The 15,200-nt window shown below is 46.1% G+C and carries 14 protein-coding genes; 3 read left to right on the forward strand and 11 right to left on the reverse strand.

Going from position 1 to position 15,200, the window contains the following annotated elements:
- Positions 1-139: 139 nt before the first annotated feature.
- A complete protein-coding gene (locus C4S60_RS00665; protein WP_103878389.1) occupies positions 140-2,194 on the forward strand; it encodes an alpha-amylase in 2,055 nt (684 codons plus the stop codon).
- Between the two features lie 60 nt (positions 2,195-2,254).
- Here the strand turns inward: C4S60_RS00665 and C4S60_RS00670 are convergent, their stop codons facing one another.
- The 7 genes from C4S60_RS00670 to betI form a co-directional block, all read right to left on the reverse strand.
- Positions 2,255-2,965 carry an NlpC/P60 family protein gene (locus C4S60_RS00670; protein WP_103878390.1) on the reverse strand — a complete coding sequence of 237 codons (711 nt, stop codon included), beginning with the start codon at positions 2,963-2,965 and terminating at the stop codon, positions 2,255-2,257.
- A 577-nt stretch (positions 2,966-3,542) separates the two neighbouring features.
- Positions 3,543-4,730, reverse strand: a complete 1,188-nt coding sequence (gene choV / locus C4S60_RS00675) for a choline ABC transporter ATP-binding protein (RefSeq protein WP_103878391.1) — start codon at positions 4,728-4,730, stop codon at positions 3,543-3,545.
- Positions 4,731-4,732: 2 nt separating this feature from the next.
- Positions 4,733-5,575: a choline ABC transporter permease subunit gene (gene choW / locus C4S60_RS00680; RefSeq protein WP_103878392.1), complete on the reverse strand. Its 843-nt coding sequence runs from the start codon at positions 5,573-5,575 to the stop codon at positions 4,733-4,735.
- A 76-nt stretch (positions 5,576-5,651) separates the two neighbouring features.
- On the reverse strand, positions 5,652-6,590 hold the full coding sequence (locus tag C4S60_RS00685) for a choline ABC transporter substrate-binding protein (protein ID WP_103878393.1): 939 nt from the start codon (positions 6,588-6,590) through the stop codon (positions 5,652-5,654).
- Between the two features lie 35 nt (positions 6,591-6,625).
- The gene (betA, locus tag C4S60_RS00690; protein WP_103878394.1) at positions 6,626-8,317 is read right to left on the reverse strand and encodes a choline dehydrogenase; all 1,692 of its coding nucleotides are present in this window, start codon (positions 8,315-8,317) and stop codon (positions 6,626-6,628) included.
- 21 nt (positions 8,318-8,338) lie between these two features.
- Complete coding sequence (gene betB, locus C4S60_RS00695; protein ID WP_103878395.1) at positions 8,339-9,799, reverse strand: betaine-aldehyde dehydrogenase; 1,461 nt, start codon at positions 9,797-9,799, stop codon at positions 8,339-8,341.
- Positions 9,800-9,819: 20 nt separating this feature from the next.
- A complete protein-coding gene (betI, locus tag C4S60_RS00700; protein WP_103878396.1) occupies positions 9,820-10,416 on the reverse strand; it encodes a transcriptional regulator BetI in 597 nt (198 codons plus the stop codon).
- 455 nt (positions 10,417-10,871) lie between these two features.
- Between betI and C4S60_RS23405 the strand changes: the two genes are divergently transcribed.
- Positions 10,872-11,009: a TraI domain-containing protein gene (locus tag C4S60_RS23405; RefSeq protein WP_146060830.1), complete on the forward strand. Its 138-nt coding sequence runs from the start codon at positions 10,872-10,874 to the stop codon at positions 11,007-11,009.
- Positions 11,010-11,866: 857 nt separating this feature from the next.
- Here C4S60_RS23405 and C4S60_RS00705 read toward each other — a convergent pair.
- Entirely contained in the window at positions 11,867-12,082 is a 216-nt protein-coding gene (locus C4S60_RS00705) for a DUF3820 family protein (RefSeq protein ID WP_004748751.1), read from the reverse strand.
- Positions 12,083-12,178: 96 nt separating this feature from the next.
- Between C4S60_RS00705 and C4S60_RS00710 the strand changes: the two genes are divergently transcribed.
- On the forward strand, positions 12,179-12,796 hold the full coding sequence (locus C4S60_RS00710) for a hypothetical protein (protein WP_103878397.1): 618 nt from the start codon (positions 12,179-12,181) through the stop codon (positions 12,794-12,796).
- Here C4S60_RS00710 and C4S60_RS00715 read toward each other — a convergent pair.
- Genes C4S60_RS00715 through C4S60_RS00725 form a run of 3 tightly spaced genes read right to left on the reverse strand, consistent with a single transcriptional unit; the run spans position 12,793 to position 15,163 of the window.
- Positions 12,793-13,116: a cupin domain-containing protein gene (locus C4S60_RS00715; protein ID WP_103878398.1), complete on the reverse strand. Its 324-nt coding sequence runs from the start codon at positions 13,114-13,116 to the stop codon at positions 12,793-12,795. The genes C4S60_RS00710 and C4S60_RS00715 overlap by 4 nt on opposite strands.
- 17 nt (positions 13,117-13,133) lie before the next feature.
- On the reverse strand, positions 13,134-14,543 hold the full coding sequence (locus tag C4S60_RS00720; protein ID WP_208623225.1) for a TRAP transporter large permease: 1,410 nt from the start codon (positions 14,541-14,543) through the stop codon (positions 13,134-13,136).
- Entirely contained in the window at positions 14,540-15,163 is a 624-nt protein-coding gene (locus tag C4S60_RS00725; protein ID WP_103878399.1) for a TRAP transporter small permease subunit, read from the reverse strand. The genes C4S60_RS00720 and C4S60_RS00725 overlap by 4 nt, the downstream gene beginning before the upstream one ends.
- Positions 15,164-15,200: the final 37 nt, after the last annotated feature.

A 15,200-nucleotide genomic window follows, 5' to 3' on the forward strand; every position in this document is an offset into this window, starting at 1 on the left:
TCCTCATCCTTTAACTTCTCATCCCCTATTTAACGTTTTGTGAGCTTGCCCAAATATTGAGGCGTAGTCACTAGGAATGATGTTGCTCTGTTTTATTCGCTTTATATTAACATCGGACTATTAAAACAACGGAATGAGCATGAAACATACGACCCTACTTGCTTGCATGCTATTAGCCTCTCCTTCGCTAATGGCATCACCCTATATGACAATATCAACGTCGACGACGAGTCGCGACTACCCTTTAGACACAGAAAACCCAGTCGTTGTTACGTTGGCCAAAGACAAATACGAGCTCAAAGTGAGCGGCATTGACGGCCATTGCCAACATACCTTGCCAAACAAAATAAAATTTAACACACCGATTCCTCTGCTTTGCGGTGAAGATTCGACGCTACCACTGAATATTCGCTTTACCGGAGATTATTCATTCCGTTACGACGGACAAAATCACACCCTGGTTTTTAAGCGTCAACCCAAGAAAGTCGCAAAAAAAGAGTTTAAGCGCCCCATCCCCAACGTAACCTGCGAAACATTCCAGGCTGAAACACAGAACATCGATATCGCAGGTACGTACCCGGACGGGACACGACTGCGCGATGTGCTCACCGGAAGCATTGTAACCGTCAAAAAGGGACAAGTAACGATCACGCCAAATGCCGAAAGCGGTGGATTAACACTGCTAGAGCCCATTGAATCGAACAAGGACGATCACAACCTAAACTACCGTAATGCTAATATCTATTTCGTTATGGTCGATCGGTTCAATAACTCAAACCCTTCAGCGGCTCAACCGTATGGACGACAGGCCGATGGTAAACAAGAGATTGGCACCTTCCATGGAGGTGACTTAAATGGCATTACTGCGAAGTTAGATTACATTAAGTCTCTGGGCACCAATGTGATTTGGCTGTCCCCCATCGTAGAACAGATCCATGGTTTTGTGGGCGGTGGTGACAGTGGTTCTTTCCCGTTCTACGCCTATCACGGATACTGGGCTCGTGACTTTACCAAGATTGATGAAAGCTTTGGTAATGACGACGATCTCAAACGTCTGGTTTCCGAAGCCCATAAGCGTGACATTAAAGTCTTGTTGGACGCGGTCGTCAATCACCCAGGCTACGCTTCATTGGCCGACCTGCAGTTCGACGGATTGAACGTTGTTGAACCTGTTCAACCTATGCCTCAACGCTGGGCTGAGTGGGCTCCTCAATCCGGTCAAAACTGGCACAGTTTTCACCAAAACATAAACTATCAAAACCCTGGATGGGCTGACTGGTGGGGCGCAGACTGGGTTCGAACCGGATTGCCTGGCTACGACCAACCTGGTTCCAGTGATACCACGCTCTCTCTGGCAGGACTGCCGGATTTTAAAACCGAATCAGATAAAAAGGTCACGCCCCCGCAGTGGTTGCTCGACAACCCCGGCACTCGAGTTCAGGCAAGAGAAAACTATACCGTCGCAGACTATCTACTGGAGTGGCAAACCGATTGGGTTAAGCGATTCGGCATTGATGGCTATCGTGTCGATACAGTGAAACACGTTGATGGAGAAGTATGGAAAAGACTGAAAGAGCAGGCGTCTGAAAGTCTGGATCAATGGCGAAGCAAGAACAATCAGTCTGGACAACCATTCTGGATGATGGGAGAAGTTTGGGGGCATAGCGCCTATCGTAGTCCATACTTCGATGACGGTTTTGACGCGCTGATCAACTTTGATATGCAGAAGAAGCTCGACAAGGGTGCCGCTTGTTTGTCACAAATGGCGGACGTTTATCAAGATTATGCTGACAGTATCCAGGCGTCAGAGGATTTTAATCCGGTCAGCTATATGTCATCTCACGATACTGAGTTGTTCTTTAGTCGATTCAAAGACTATGCCATGCAACGTAACGCCGCCAATGCGCTGTTGTTGAGTCCGGGTGCGGTGCAAATCTACTACGGTGACGAAGTAGGCAGAAACATAGGCCCATATGCCGATGACTTCCATCAAGGCACCCGATCTGACATGGTTTGGACACTTTCAAAAGAAAAGCAAGCATTGCTAGATCATTGGCAAGCAGTAGGTCAGTTTAGAGACAGGCACCCTGCAATCGGCGCAGGAAAACATACTGTGCTGAATAACGATGGTGCCTATGTGTTTGCGCGCGAATTAGGTGATGACAAAGTGGTTGTGGCTTACTTTGGAAAGTAACTCTCACAAAGGTTTCAGGCTCCCGCCTGAAACCTTTTTATATCGGGAGACGAACAAACGTCACGCCTCATTCACCGACAACAATTTTCCACTCGCTGACGCCAAACGAATGTGTTTGTCTAAATCCAGAACCGTGCTAGGCCAACGCGCTCCTAGCAATCGGTTTTTCGAAATTCGCGTGACACTAACGCTGTTCGACTGATTGCCTCCGAGTATATGGTAGGCGTCTTCATCTTCTGCCCAATAAAAACCCACATGCCCTTTCCAACCATTTTTACTACCGCGCCAAAACACCATGACAGCACCAAAACAAGGCGTTATTTCGCGACCAAAGTGGTTCCATTTTCTTGCGCCCAAAGGATTCGCGGGCAAAATCTCATCAGAGAGCTGCGAGCCAATACAGTGAGCGACAAAAAGCCCACACCATGGAATGTCATCATCGTTATAGGAGGTAATTTCCAGATCCTCCGCCCAACCAAGAATGGCCTCATTTGAACCTCTACCGGGTTGCTCTTGAGTGCCAATTAAGCCAAACGCTGCATGAGCCCATGGCATTGTTACCGGGATATCAAACTCGCTACCCTCATCAACCGTCTTATTGTTAAACAATACGGCTCTTGTTTGGGGGCCTACAATGCCATCAACAACAAGACCAAAACTCGACTGAAACGCCTTTATGGCCCGAATGGTGGCTCTACCATGAATACCATCAATAGGTCCTGGGTCAAAACCTTGTTCGGAAAGGGCTAACTGGATATCTCTGACGTTCATCTTGATTCACCTTTACTGTTTAATCCACGAGTAAACTAGTGAATAAAACAATAAAACCAAATCTGATTGTTTGCGGCCACCTTCCACATGAAAGTGAGGATTGTTATGCTTTTGTGGTCTAACTCTTCTGTGGACAAAACCTTCTTAGGGTGATCACTTAAATTATGAAAATACGAATAATTTTTGTATTGGAAAGTCGCTTAGCGAACAGCCCAACCCTACAGGCACAGAGCTCTTGGTCACAAATGTAATCTACTGGATAAAAATATGTCATAGCAGTGGAGTTGAACTCGGGGTTATTCAGACTCTCATTTTCCATGTCCTTATAAACAAATCATGTACAAAACCGAGTTGCGCTTTTGCCAATTTAGCAAAGTGTGAATTAATTGAAATATAGCAAGCCTCGCTTAGATAGTCGTCCAGTTTTACAGGAGCGTATCAATCTCGATAGTCTTTTGATCAGTATTGATGAGTTCATAATTCGTCCTCAATGTTTAAACACATTTCAGGGCGAGACACCGGATAGATACAAAAAAGCACCAACTATCGGTGCTTTTTTATTTTGAAAGAAGGGAATTTATGCCGCTTGCTGAGTATTGTAGTTACCTAACAAGGCGTCATAGAACTCACTGTCATTAAGAACACCCACTAGCTTGCCATCTTCAGCCAGCAAGATAGGTTGACCACTGCGTTTCTTCAACTCAATAGCTTCACGCATACCGATATCAGGACTAGTCACTACAATCGACCCTTGTTTAACCTGCTCGATATCGCCGTTTTCGCTATCCCACTCAATCAGGGTGAGGTCATCTCCTTTAACTAGCGATAGTTCATTGCTTGATTGGTCTATCCATACAGGCTGAGCCGAACAGACCTGCAAGCGGTTTTGTTCTTGTTTTAGCTCACCAACTGGCTGCATTAGAGAGCGGCCTTTAAGTACGTTTAGCGGATTCGTGTGAGCGACAAAATCACGCACATAATCGTTTTCTGGCGTTAGGATAATCTCTTCTGGCTCACCGTGCTGAATTAGACGCCCAGATTCCATAATCGCAATATTGTTGCCAATTTTTAGCGCTTCATCTAAATCATGGCTAACGAATAAAATGGTCTTGTTGAGCTTTTCTTGCAGCATGATGAGTTCATCTTGAAGCTGGGATCGAATCAAAGGATCAAGTGCCGAAAATGGTTCATCCATCAATAAGATGTCGGTATCCATAGCAAAGGCTCTCGCTAGGCCAACACGCTGCTGCATACCACCAGAAAGCTCGTGAGGGTATTTATCTTCCCATTCAGATAAACCGACCATTTCAAGCTGTTCACGAGCTTTTTTACGGCGCTCCGATTTGCCGACACCTTGTAGCTCCAACCCAAACGCCACATTATCAAGTACCGATAACCAAGGCATCAAAGCAAACTTCTGAAACACCATAGAAACACGGTGGGTACGCAAGCGGCGTAAAGTATCTTCATCGCAATATGCTAGGTCAACTTGCGCATCACCATCTTTAAGTTCAAGTGAGCCACGAGAGATCTCATTCAAGCCATTTACCGCACGTAGCAGGCTTGATTTACCCGAGCCAGATAGGCCCATCAGTACACAAATTTCGCCTTCTTTGACAGTAAGGGAAACATTATCAACGCCAACAACTTGTGCCGTTTCATCGATAATTTCTTGGCGAGTTTTGCCGCCATCTAATAGATCCAGTGCCAATTGTGGCTTGTTACCAAATACCACATTGAGGTTTTTAATGGTAATCGCATCCATAATTATGCTTCCCTCTGGTTTGGTGATTTGCACAGACGATCGAGGATGATCGCCACAAGAACAATGGCAAGACCCGCTTCAAAGCCTTGTGAAATGTTTACTGTGTTCAAAGCACGAACGACAGGTTTTCCTAAGCCATCGGCTCCAACAAGGGCAGCAATCACTACCATAGAAAGAGACAACATAATGCACTGAGTGACACCAGCCATTATGCTTGGCATCGCTGCGGGTAGTTCGACTTTGAATAGTAGTTTCATGCGAGTCGCACCAAAGGCTTTCCCTGCTTCTACAAGTTCTGCTGGTACTTTTGTGATGCCGAGATATGTCAATCGAATTGGTGCTGCGATTGCAAAAATAATGGTTGAGATCAGACCTGGCACGATACCAAGCCCAAATAAAACCAAGGTTGGGATTAGATAAACAAATGTTGGGACTGTCTGCATCAAATCGAGGATCGGTCTCAAAATGGTATACAGCCAAGGACGATGTGCGGCCATTATCCCAACAGGGACGCCAATTAATACAGAAATCGTTGTCGCGGCAAAAACCAAAACAAAGGTTTCTAGCATTTCTTGCCAGTAGCCAAGATTAAGAATGGTGAGTAGAGCACCAATAACAAACAAAACGAGTGGAATACTACGGTGCAAATACCAAGCAAGTGCAGCGGTAATCGCGATAGGCATAGCCGGTGGCATCCACTTAAAAATATCGACAGCAAAAAGAATGATTGTCTCGAGGAAAATGGCAATCGCATCAAATAGACCTGCTGCATTAAAGGTTAACCAATCAACCCCTGCTTCCATCCATTGACCCAATGGGATTTTGTTGTCTGTAATAAAATTCACAATACAGCCTTTGTGGTAATGATTCTTCTAACGTGTGAGAAAAGGTGGGCAATGAGCCCACCTAGCACATCATTAATTAAGCGTTTGAATTGATGTAGCGGGTTACAGCGCCTTGTGCATCTTCACCATTCATTGTTTTCACACCTTCTAGCCAGGATTCAACTTGTTGCGGGTTCGCTTTTAACCACTCTTGAGCTGCTTTGGCAGGTTTCACATTTTGGTTCAAGATAGCTTCCATCAGCTCGTTTTCCATTTCTAAGCTGAATTCTAGGTTTTTAAGCAAGTTGCCGACATTTTGACACTCATTTAGGTAGTCTTTACGTACGTTGGTGTAAACATTGGCGCCGCCGTAATTTGGACCAAAAAAGTCATCACCACCGTCTAGGTAAGCCATTTCGATATTGCTGTTCATTGGGTGCGGAGCCCAACCAAGGTAGACAATCCACTGATTACGACGCACTGCACGAGATACCTGCGACACCATGCCCGCTTCGCTTGATTCAACTAGGCTAAACTCTTTTAGGCCGAATGCATCACTGTCGATCATTGATTGAATTAGGCGGTTGCCATCATTACCTGGCTCGATGCCATAGATACGATCTTTGAATTTATCGCTATGCTTAGCCAGGTCCGCAAAGCTCGTTACGCCTGCTTCGTAAACATACTTAGGTACAGCCAATGTGTATTTTGCCCCTTCTAAGTTGGCTCGAACCGTTTCAACAGTGCCAGCTTCACGGTATTTAGCGATATCTCCCTCCATGGTTGGCATCCAGTTGCCAAGGAAGATATCGATATCACCGTTCGCCATTGAGGAGTAGGTAACAGGAACAGACAGTAAATCAGTTTTGGTTTGATAACCCAGGCCTTTAAGTATCTCAGACGTCACAGCCGTTGTTGCGGTGATATCTGTCCAGCCTACGTCAGCAAAACGAACGGTTTCACATTGATTGGCATAAGCGTTCATCGCAAGGCTGCTTAAAGCGATGGTAGAGAGTGTTTTTGTCATCATAGACATGGTGTATTCCTTGTAATAATTACTGACTTTAGGGATTAATCTAGCTCTCTAAGTGGAGCATTAGTTCGTTGCTTCTGATGCCAGTCTGGTGCAATCCAAACGGGCTGATTGGTCGATTCAAGCATTGGTTTACCTAGAATCATGTCAGCGGCACGTTCTGCCACCATGATGGTCGGCGCATTGAGGTTGCCGTTAGGGATCGTTGGGAAGATTGATGAATCAACCACACGCAAACCTTGCATTCCTCGAACACGACACGCCTCATCTAGCACTGCCATTGGGTCATCATCTGCGCCCATTTTGCAGCTACACGATGGGTGATAAGCACTTTCCACGCTCTCCTTCACCCACTGGTCGATGGCTTCATCGCTCGAAATGTCTGCTCCTGGTTGAATTTCTTCACCGCGGTAGTCATCCATAGCGGGTTGCATCAAAATTTCACGAGTAAGGCGAATACAGTCTCGCCAATCTTGCTTATCTTGCTCGGTCGAGATGTAGTTAAATTCGATCTTGGGTTTATCGTTAGGGTTAGCAGAGGTAATTGCAATTGAACCTCGGCTTTCGGGTTTGTTTGGCCCAACGTGAACTTGGAAGCCATGACCATCAAACGCTGCTTGACCATCGTAACGCATCGCCGCTGGCAAGAAGTGGTACTGAATGTTTGGCCATTTCAACCCTTCTCGAGAACGGATAAACGCACATGATTCAAAGTGGTTGGTCGCCCCTAAGCCTTTGCGAGTTAGTATCCATTCTGTTCCGATCAAACCTTTACTGATCAGACCGAGTTTACTGTTCAACGTGATTGGCTGTGAACAGTGATATTGGAAATAAACTTCAAGGTGGTCTTGCAGGTTTTCACCCACACCCGGCAATTCATGAATTAGCTCAACGCCCGCTTGTTGCAACACCTTCTTTGGTCCAATACCAGAAAGTTGCAACAGCTGAACCGAACCTACTGAACCAGCACTCGAAATCACTTCTTTATTGGCGAATGCTTGCTTAACAGCACCAGACTTTTCGTACTCAACCCCTAACGCACGCTTGTTTTCAATTAGGACTTTATGTACAACGACACCTTTGATGAGAGTCAGATTAGGGCGTTTTAGCGCACGCCTTAAGTAGGCGTTGGAAGTCGAAGCTCGCACACCGCCATCAACCGTCATGTGCATTGGGCCAAAGCCTTCTTGCTGATAACCGTTGTAGTCTTTGGTTTCGGGATAGCCCGCTTCTTTGCCTGCATCAATGAACGCTTGGTAAAGTGGGTTGCGCTTCATGTCATTGCCATTGCAGGTACCCACTGGGCCATCACCACCACGGTAATTATCTTCACCGCCGATCCAGCTTTCAGCCTTGCGGAAATAAGGCAGGCAAGATTGATAGTTCCAATCCTTTGCCCCGTGCGCTTCCCACTCATCAAAGTCACACGCATGCCCACGGACATAAACCATCCCATTAATAGATGAGCTGCCACCTAATACCTTGCCACGTGGACAATGAAGCTGACGACCATCGAGTCCTTTTTCCGCAACCGTTTCGAACTGCCAAGCATACTTTTCGGTATTCATTGGATAAGAAAGTGCCGTAGGCATTTGGATGAAAATGCTCTTATCGGTACCGCCCGCTTCAAGCAGTAGAACCTGATGTTGACCACTTTCACTCAGCCGATCCGCCAACACACAGCCGGCCGAACCTGCGCCGACGATAATATAATCGTAGCGTTGCATCATTTAATATCTCCGTGATTTCAGTTAGGCGTAAGGGCTGGCGTAATCACCAAGCTCAACCAATACACTCTTGGTCTGGGTGTAGTGCTTCAAAGTTTCTGGGCCATTTTCACGACCAATACCTGAGTGCTTGTAGCCACCTACCGGCATTTCAGCAGGAGAGTCTCCCCAAGTGTTGACCCAACAAATGCCAGCCTGCATTTGGTGAATAACACGGTGAGCACGAGAAAGGTTTTGGGTAAATACGCCCGCCGCTAAACCGTAATCAGTGGCGTTCGCTCGTTCAATGACGTCTTGTTCATCATTGAAGGAAAGTACCGACATGACAGGGCCAAAGATTTCTTGCTGAACGTGTGGCATGGTGTCATCACAATCAACAAATACGGTTGGCGTAACAAAGTTACCGCTTGCTAGGCCGTTGCCTGTCACTTGATAACCACCCGTGAGAAGCGTTGCTCCGCTTTGCTTAGCACTTTCAATGGCTAGCAGAACTTTGCCTAAATGATCTTTAGAAATAAGGGCGCCAATCTGGGTATCCATATCCATTGGATTACCCACAACAAGTTTTTCAGTGCGCACTTTAAGTTGCTCAATGAATTGCGGATAAATCAATTCGTGAACAAACACACGTGTACCATTGGTACATACTTCGCCTTGAGTGTAGAAGTTAGCGACCATCGCAGCAGAGACCGCATCATCCAACTTGGCATCATCAAATACGATCATTGGTGACTTACCACCAAGCTCCATCGTTACTTGCTTGAGTGTTTTGGCGCTGTCAGCCATCACCTGCTTGCCTGTACCTGATTCACCAGTGAAAGAAACCTTGGCGATATCAGGGTGAGCTGTAATCATTTGTCCAACACGGTGATCACCTTGAACAACGTTGAACACGCCATCAGGCAATCCAGCTTCCGTAAATATTTCCGCTAGTTTAAGTGCGCTAAGCGGTGTTTCTTCTGATGGTTTGAAAATCATGGCATTACCGGCCGCTAGTGCTGGCGCTGATTTCCACATTGCAATTTGAATTGGGTAGTTCCACGCACCAATACCAGCACAAATGCCTAAAGGCTCACGACGAGTGTAGAAAAACTGGCTTTCACTGAGTGGCTGCTGCTCACCCTGCATCGCTGGTACTAAGCCCGCAAAGTATTCAATTACATCCGCTCCGGTTGCAATATCAACTTCAATCGCTTCTTGCAGAGGCTTTCCTGTGTCTGCCACTTCAAGAGCAGCCAGTTCATCATTGCGTTCACGCAGAATCGACACCGCGTTTAGCAAAATACGGCTGCGCTCGATTGGGCTCATTGCTGACCAGGCCCTAAAGCCTCGCTTCGCTGACTCGATCGCATGTTCTAGATCTTGCTGACTTGCAATCCCAATGGTCGCTAGCGGTTCACCGTTCGCAGGGTTGTAGGTAACAAAGCTTTCACCAGACGTCGCTGACTGCGCTTTACCATCGATAAATAATGTTTTCATATCCATTTGAAGATCTGACTTTAAAGTTATTTTTGGGAGTAGAAAGTAAGTTGCTTGTCGAGGTAGTCGTTGATGATCTCTCGTGCTTTATCTGCATCTATGCCTTGTGGGTTGAGCGTGCCACGTAGCCAAATACCATCAATCAAAGCCGCAATACCATGAGCAACAATTTCTGCTTGGTGAGCGTCAAGAAGCCCTTTGAGTTCAATTCTAAGGTGGGAAATCAAGCGCTTTTCATTCACATGCTGAAGGCGTTTCAACTTATCGTCGTGCATTGAGTACGACCAAAACGCTAGCCATGTCTTAGCCACTTGATTTTCTGCCTGAAAGCCGACAAAGTTTCCATCGACAATCGCAATAATTCGCTGCTGATGCGCCTCCTTGGGTAGCTTGACCAGCTTTGCCATGATGGTGGACGAATGCTGACGAAGAATCTCGCGCATCGTCTCTTCTAGCAAACCATGTTTACCACCAAAATAGTGGTTAATGATCCCCGTCGACACCCCCGCTTCTTTGCTGATCAACGCAATGCTTGCGCCATGCAAACCGACACGATCAATGACCGCCATCGTTGCTTTGACAAGCTGAGGTTTCCTGATTTCTGGCATGCCAACTTTCGGCATTTTGAGTCCCTTTTCTTTTTTTATTGAACGTTCAATTAAATATAAAATGCCTCAAAACTATTTAGATCTCAAACTATTTATCTAAAAAAATCGATCTAACAACGTCAAAAAACACTAATAGCACTAAAGAATGTAACATGCATAAAACCTGTCAAAATCACACACTGGCGTGCGTGAATAATTTTAACAAAGCACATCAAGCATTTAATATCAGTCACTTAGACACAATCCTGACAACCAACTCAAACAGACAAGCTCTTAGGTGGCGCACCAATTACGTTGTGAATTCAGATGTGAACAAATGTTTAGAGTGCAAAATATATTCTGTTTCACCATCCGTTAGCCACCCTAATTTTGGGTAAAAACTACAAAGAGCTGTACGCCTTTACAACCGGAGTTACCAACCCCATATTGCGTTTGTTTTTGAGGTTCTAGCTAACAACGATACTTTATTTATGGCATTTCTCACCATTTCCGCTAGCAGCAAAAATCATCATGCTTACCCGCATGGGCTACTTGAGCACTCGATTAAAGTAACTAAGGTCGCTGTAGATACCGTCAAGAGTTACGTGTTCAGTGAAGAAACCATGTAACTTGTCATCATTGCTAGGTTGCTTCATGACAGAGCAAAAAAGGCCCATGAGGCCAACACCAACGATATTAAGTATTGCCCGATTAACAATGAGCTAACGACATTCAGTTTATTTGGTGAGTCTTTATCTAAAATCTATGATCACAACAAGTCCTGGCACACTATCCTTCTAGCCCGTTGGGCGCCAAGATATGCTGTAAAAGAGAACCGAGAGAGTCATAGCAAAAGCGGCAAGAAATGCCGACCAGATGTCGGCAGCAAAGAATGTAGATGATGCCCTATTCAGCCGCCTCTCAAGTGTAATTTGCATTTCGCTATGGGTAACGGCCGAAAAGTTTTGATGATCCTGGAGTGAAACTATGCCTGGGGGACAGGTGTTATCACTATAGCTGTCATCACTCTAGTGCTAACACGCTTTTGGACAAAAGCAATATAGTCTCCTTTTTTTAACTTCCCCCAGAATGCCGTCATCCTCACGCAAGTGAGGATCTCACAGAGCGCGTAGCTAATTGAAAAATAATGACTACATCGCGTAAATCACGTTCACAGCACGCTAAATGAGATCCCCTTTTTCAAGGGGATGACGGGGTTATTTTTGGGTATAGAAAAAAAAAGGAGCTTTCCTAGTGTCGTCTCCAATTAAAAAGGCGTCATCCTCACGCAAGTGAGGATCTCCCAAAGCGCGTAGCTAATTGAAAAATAATGACTAAGTCGCGCAAATTGCGTTCACAACGCGCTGTATGAGGACCCCTTTTTTAAAGGGGATGACAGTGGTTTTACGTAATACTTACTTGAAACAAAGAATGGGGCAAAACGACACCTTGTGTCGCGGAAGAACTTAAGGGGCGCTGTGACAGGTTACATTCGCTTTAACGGCTTAACAACACTATCAAGCCCTTCAATCTTTAACGCAAGGCAAAGCTTCAACAGGTCACCAAGTTCGCCGTTTGGGAAGCCTTTCTTATCAAACCACAATAAGTACTCCTCCGGCAGATCAATGAGGACTCGGCCTGCGTATTTGCCAAACGGCATTTGCATGCGCGCCAACTTAATAAGGTTTTCTTTCTCTAACATCTTAATTTTGTGACTAGTCAATTGGTTATAACACCGCTAATCTTAAAGACACTCAAGTCAAATTGCCAACAAATCATTCGTAACAGGGAGAAATGAATGCGGTCTGCGGTAGCTCTGTCTCTGACTCTTCTGATATCAACTACTACCAGTGCTAACTGGTTTAATGAACACACCATTGACAAATTTGACGGTGTAGAGACCCACAGAGCCTGGGGTTTCGGCGATGTTATAGGTAATGAATACGCTACCTATGGGATCCGTTGCGACAGCCGAGAAAAGCTGCTGGTCACGGTTGGGTTTGCCACCGAACTTGAAGACTACAACGCCCCCATCAGTATCGCCTTCAAAGTAGATAACTATGACCCGATTCGTTTCCAGGGGCAATTGTTTTCCAACACCAAAAAGTCTGGCTTTGTGCGAGCGCACAAAGAGAACTTACCTATGCTCAATCAACTGATTCTTCAGAGTCGAAAAGGTTTGCAGGTAGCGGTAAGGGTTTCCAATGAGCAGGAGAGCCAGTTTATAGACTATACAGTGCCGCTAAGAGGGTTTTCGAGATTTAGTAAAGGCACGAGAGACGCCTGCGGTGTGGGTACAGTTAGAATGCCTATGACGGCAAAAGATAAATCAGAGCTGCTAAAACTCAATCAGCAACTCACCGACATTAAACAGCGAATCGCCGAAATCGAGGCAAAGTATTCCACCGGGTTCTAATCCCGATAAAAAACGGCGAGCCAGATGGTTTTCTCAGTGGCGGAAGTGGATTTCACTCTGTGTTTGACATGAGCAGGAATGTTGATGTAGTCGCCTTCTCTAAGCACTACTTGGTTCCCACTTTCATACTCAATCACCCCTTCCCCCTTTAACACCGACACCCATTCATGCTCCTCCTGATCATACCAATCGCCTTCCGGTGTTGAATGGCCGTCAGAGACTATTCGTTCAATTCGTACACAGCTTCCGGTCTGTATATCCTCAAACAACTCTTCAGGCACAACATCAGGAATGGCAGTATACAGGTTGTTTGAGGACATAGCGTTTTCCATATTATTTAGGCATAGCCAATTAAGCCAGGCAACCAGAGAACAATACCAGGCATAACAATTAGCACTGCTATTGTGATCACATCAGCGACGAAAAATGGCAGGCAGCCACGAAAGACATCCTGTACCGAACATTCCGGCCTTACTCCAGCCACTACGAAGCAGTTTAATCCAATAGGCGGTGTGATCAAACACAGCTCTGCCATTTTGACCACAATGATGCCAAACCATATGGCGCACCCTACTCCCGAAACGCCAAAGGCTGAATCCACCGCAGCAACATCAGCGCCCCCGTTTAAGGCTATCACTGCTGGATAGACTACGGGTAACGTCAGCAGTAGCATACCTATCGCATCCATAAACATGCCAAGTACCGCATAGGCACAAAGTATCAACAGTAAGGTCAACATAGGGCTCTGCTCTAAACTGACAATCCAATCTGAAAAGACCGTTGGCAGGTCGGCAAAGCCAAGAAAGCGCACGTATATGAGCACCCCCCAAATGATGGCAAATATCATCGCTGATAATTTCGCGGTCTCCATCAAAGAGCTCTTGATCTCTTTCCAGCGACTGCCATGATAAAGCGCTATGACCAAAATGATAGACGCCCCCAATGCGCCAGCTTCGGTAGGCGTGCCAACACCACCATAGATACACACGACAATAATGCCGATAACGGCAAATATCGGCAAAGCTCCGGGTACAGATTCAAACCGTTGTTTCCAGGTATAGCCTTTAATCGGAGGACCAAAGTCTTTACGTGTTAGCGCCAAAAAGACCACTAGCCCACCATAAATAAGAGCAGACACGGCACCCGGAATAAAGCCAGCCATCAACAATGCGCCTACATCCTGCTCGACGATAATGGCGTAAATGACCAAGATAGCTGAAGGTGGGATCAACGAGGCCAGCGTACCGCCCGCTGCTACGACTCCTGCGGCAAAGCGTTTGTCATAGCCGAGTTTAAGCATTTCCGGTACCGCAATCCTGGCAAAAACCGCCGACGTAGCTACAGATGCTCCGGATACCGCGGCAAAACCTGCGGTCGAGAAAACTGTCGCCACGCCCATTCCACCCGGCAACCAACCAACCCAGCGCTTAGCCGCTTCAAACAGTGACCGTGTTAGTCCAGCATGGTAGGCCAGAAACCCGATTAGGATAAACGTAGGTATAAGCGAAAGCGCCAGCGAGGAAACTTTAGAGTGTGGAATAGTACCTGCCATTTTTACCGCGACAAGAAACCCTCTCTCGAACCCCAATTTGGCGGAAAATATCCACAGCAGCCCCAGAAAACCAGCAATGGCGGCGGCAAAAGCCACTCTTACTCCCAGAACCACAAACACTAACATCGCGCCAGACACCCACAAACCGATTTCGGTAGAGTCCATGCTGGCCATTGTTTCTAATAGTTGCGTCATTTTTTATCCACCGATTCTTCTTCACCAGTTACGCTTTCTGCCTCTTTTGCTGCGACATCGGCTGCAGTCTCTATTAAAGGAACCGCTATTGGCGCATCGCCTCCCTTTCGTATGGCCCGTCCATAACCCCATATCTGAAGAATTAAACGCAGTGCCAAGACCGTCAAAGCAACGGGTACCACCAGCTTTGCAGGCCATGTTGGGAGGTTGATATCGAGTGAAGAGTCACCGATAGAATAAGCTCGCCAGAAATGAAGATATGAGCCATAGATAAGTACCACTGTAACCAACAGCATTAATAGCGTGGTAAGCAACTCCGTAAACCACAGCCATCGTCCATGCATCCGGCCAATAACGATATCCATTCGGATATGGCCACCTAAGCGTTGTGTATAGGCAATCCCTAGAAAAGCGATGAATGCCATTGCCTGTTCAACCCAATCGATGTAACCACTAATTGGAGCTGAAAACAGCCAACGTCCCAAAATGTTGACAGTCGCGAGTGCAACCAGAGAAATAATGACCAGTCCGGCGATCAAATTTAACAACGACTCGAGTCGAAAAAACCACCGGTCTGCTTTGCTAAGTGACGTATCGTCGTGAAGTACTGACGCTGACATACCTTACATCCTTTTGGTATCTCGAAAATTGAATATG

It is taken from the genome of Vibrio hangzhouensis (assembly GCF_900107935.1).
In the GTDB taxonomy this organism is placed as follows: domain Bacteria; phylum Pseudomonadota; class Gammaproteobacteria; order Enterobacterales; family Vibrionaceae; genus Vibrio; species Vibrio hangzhouensis.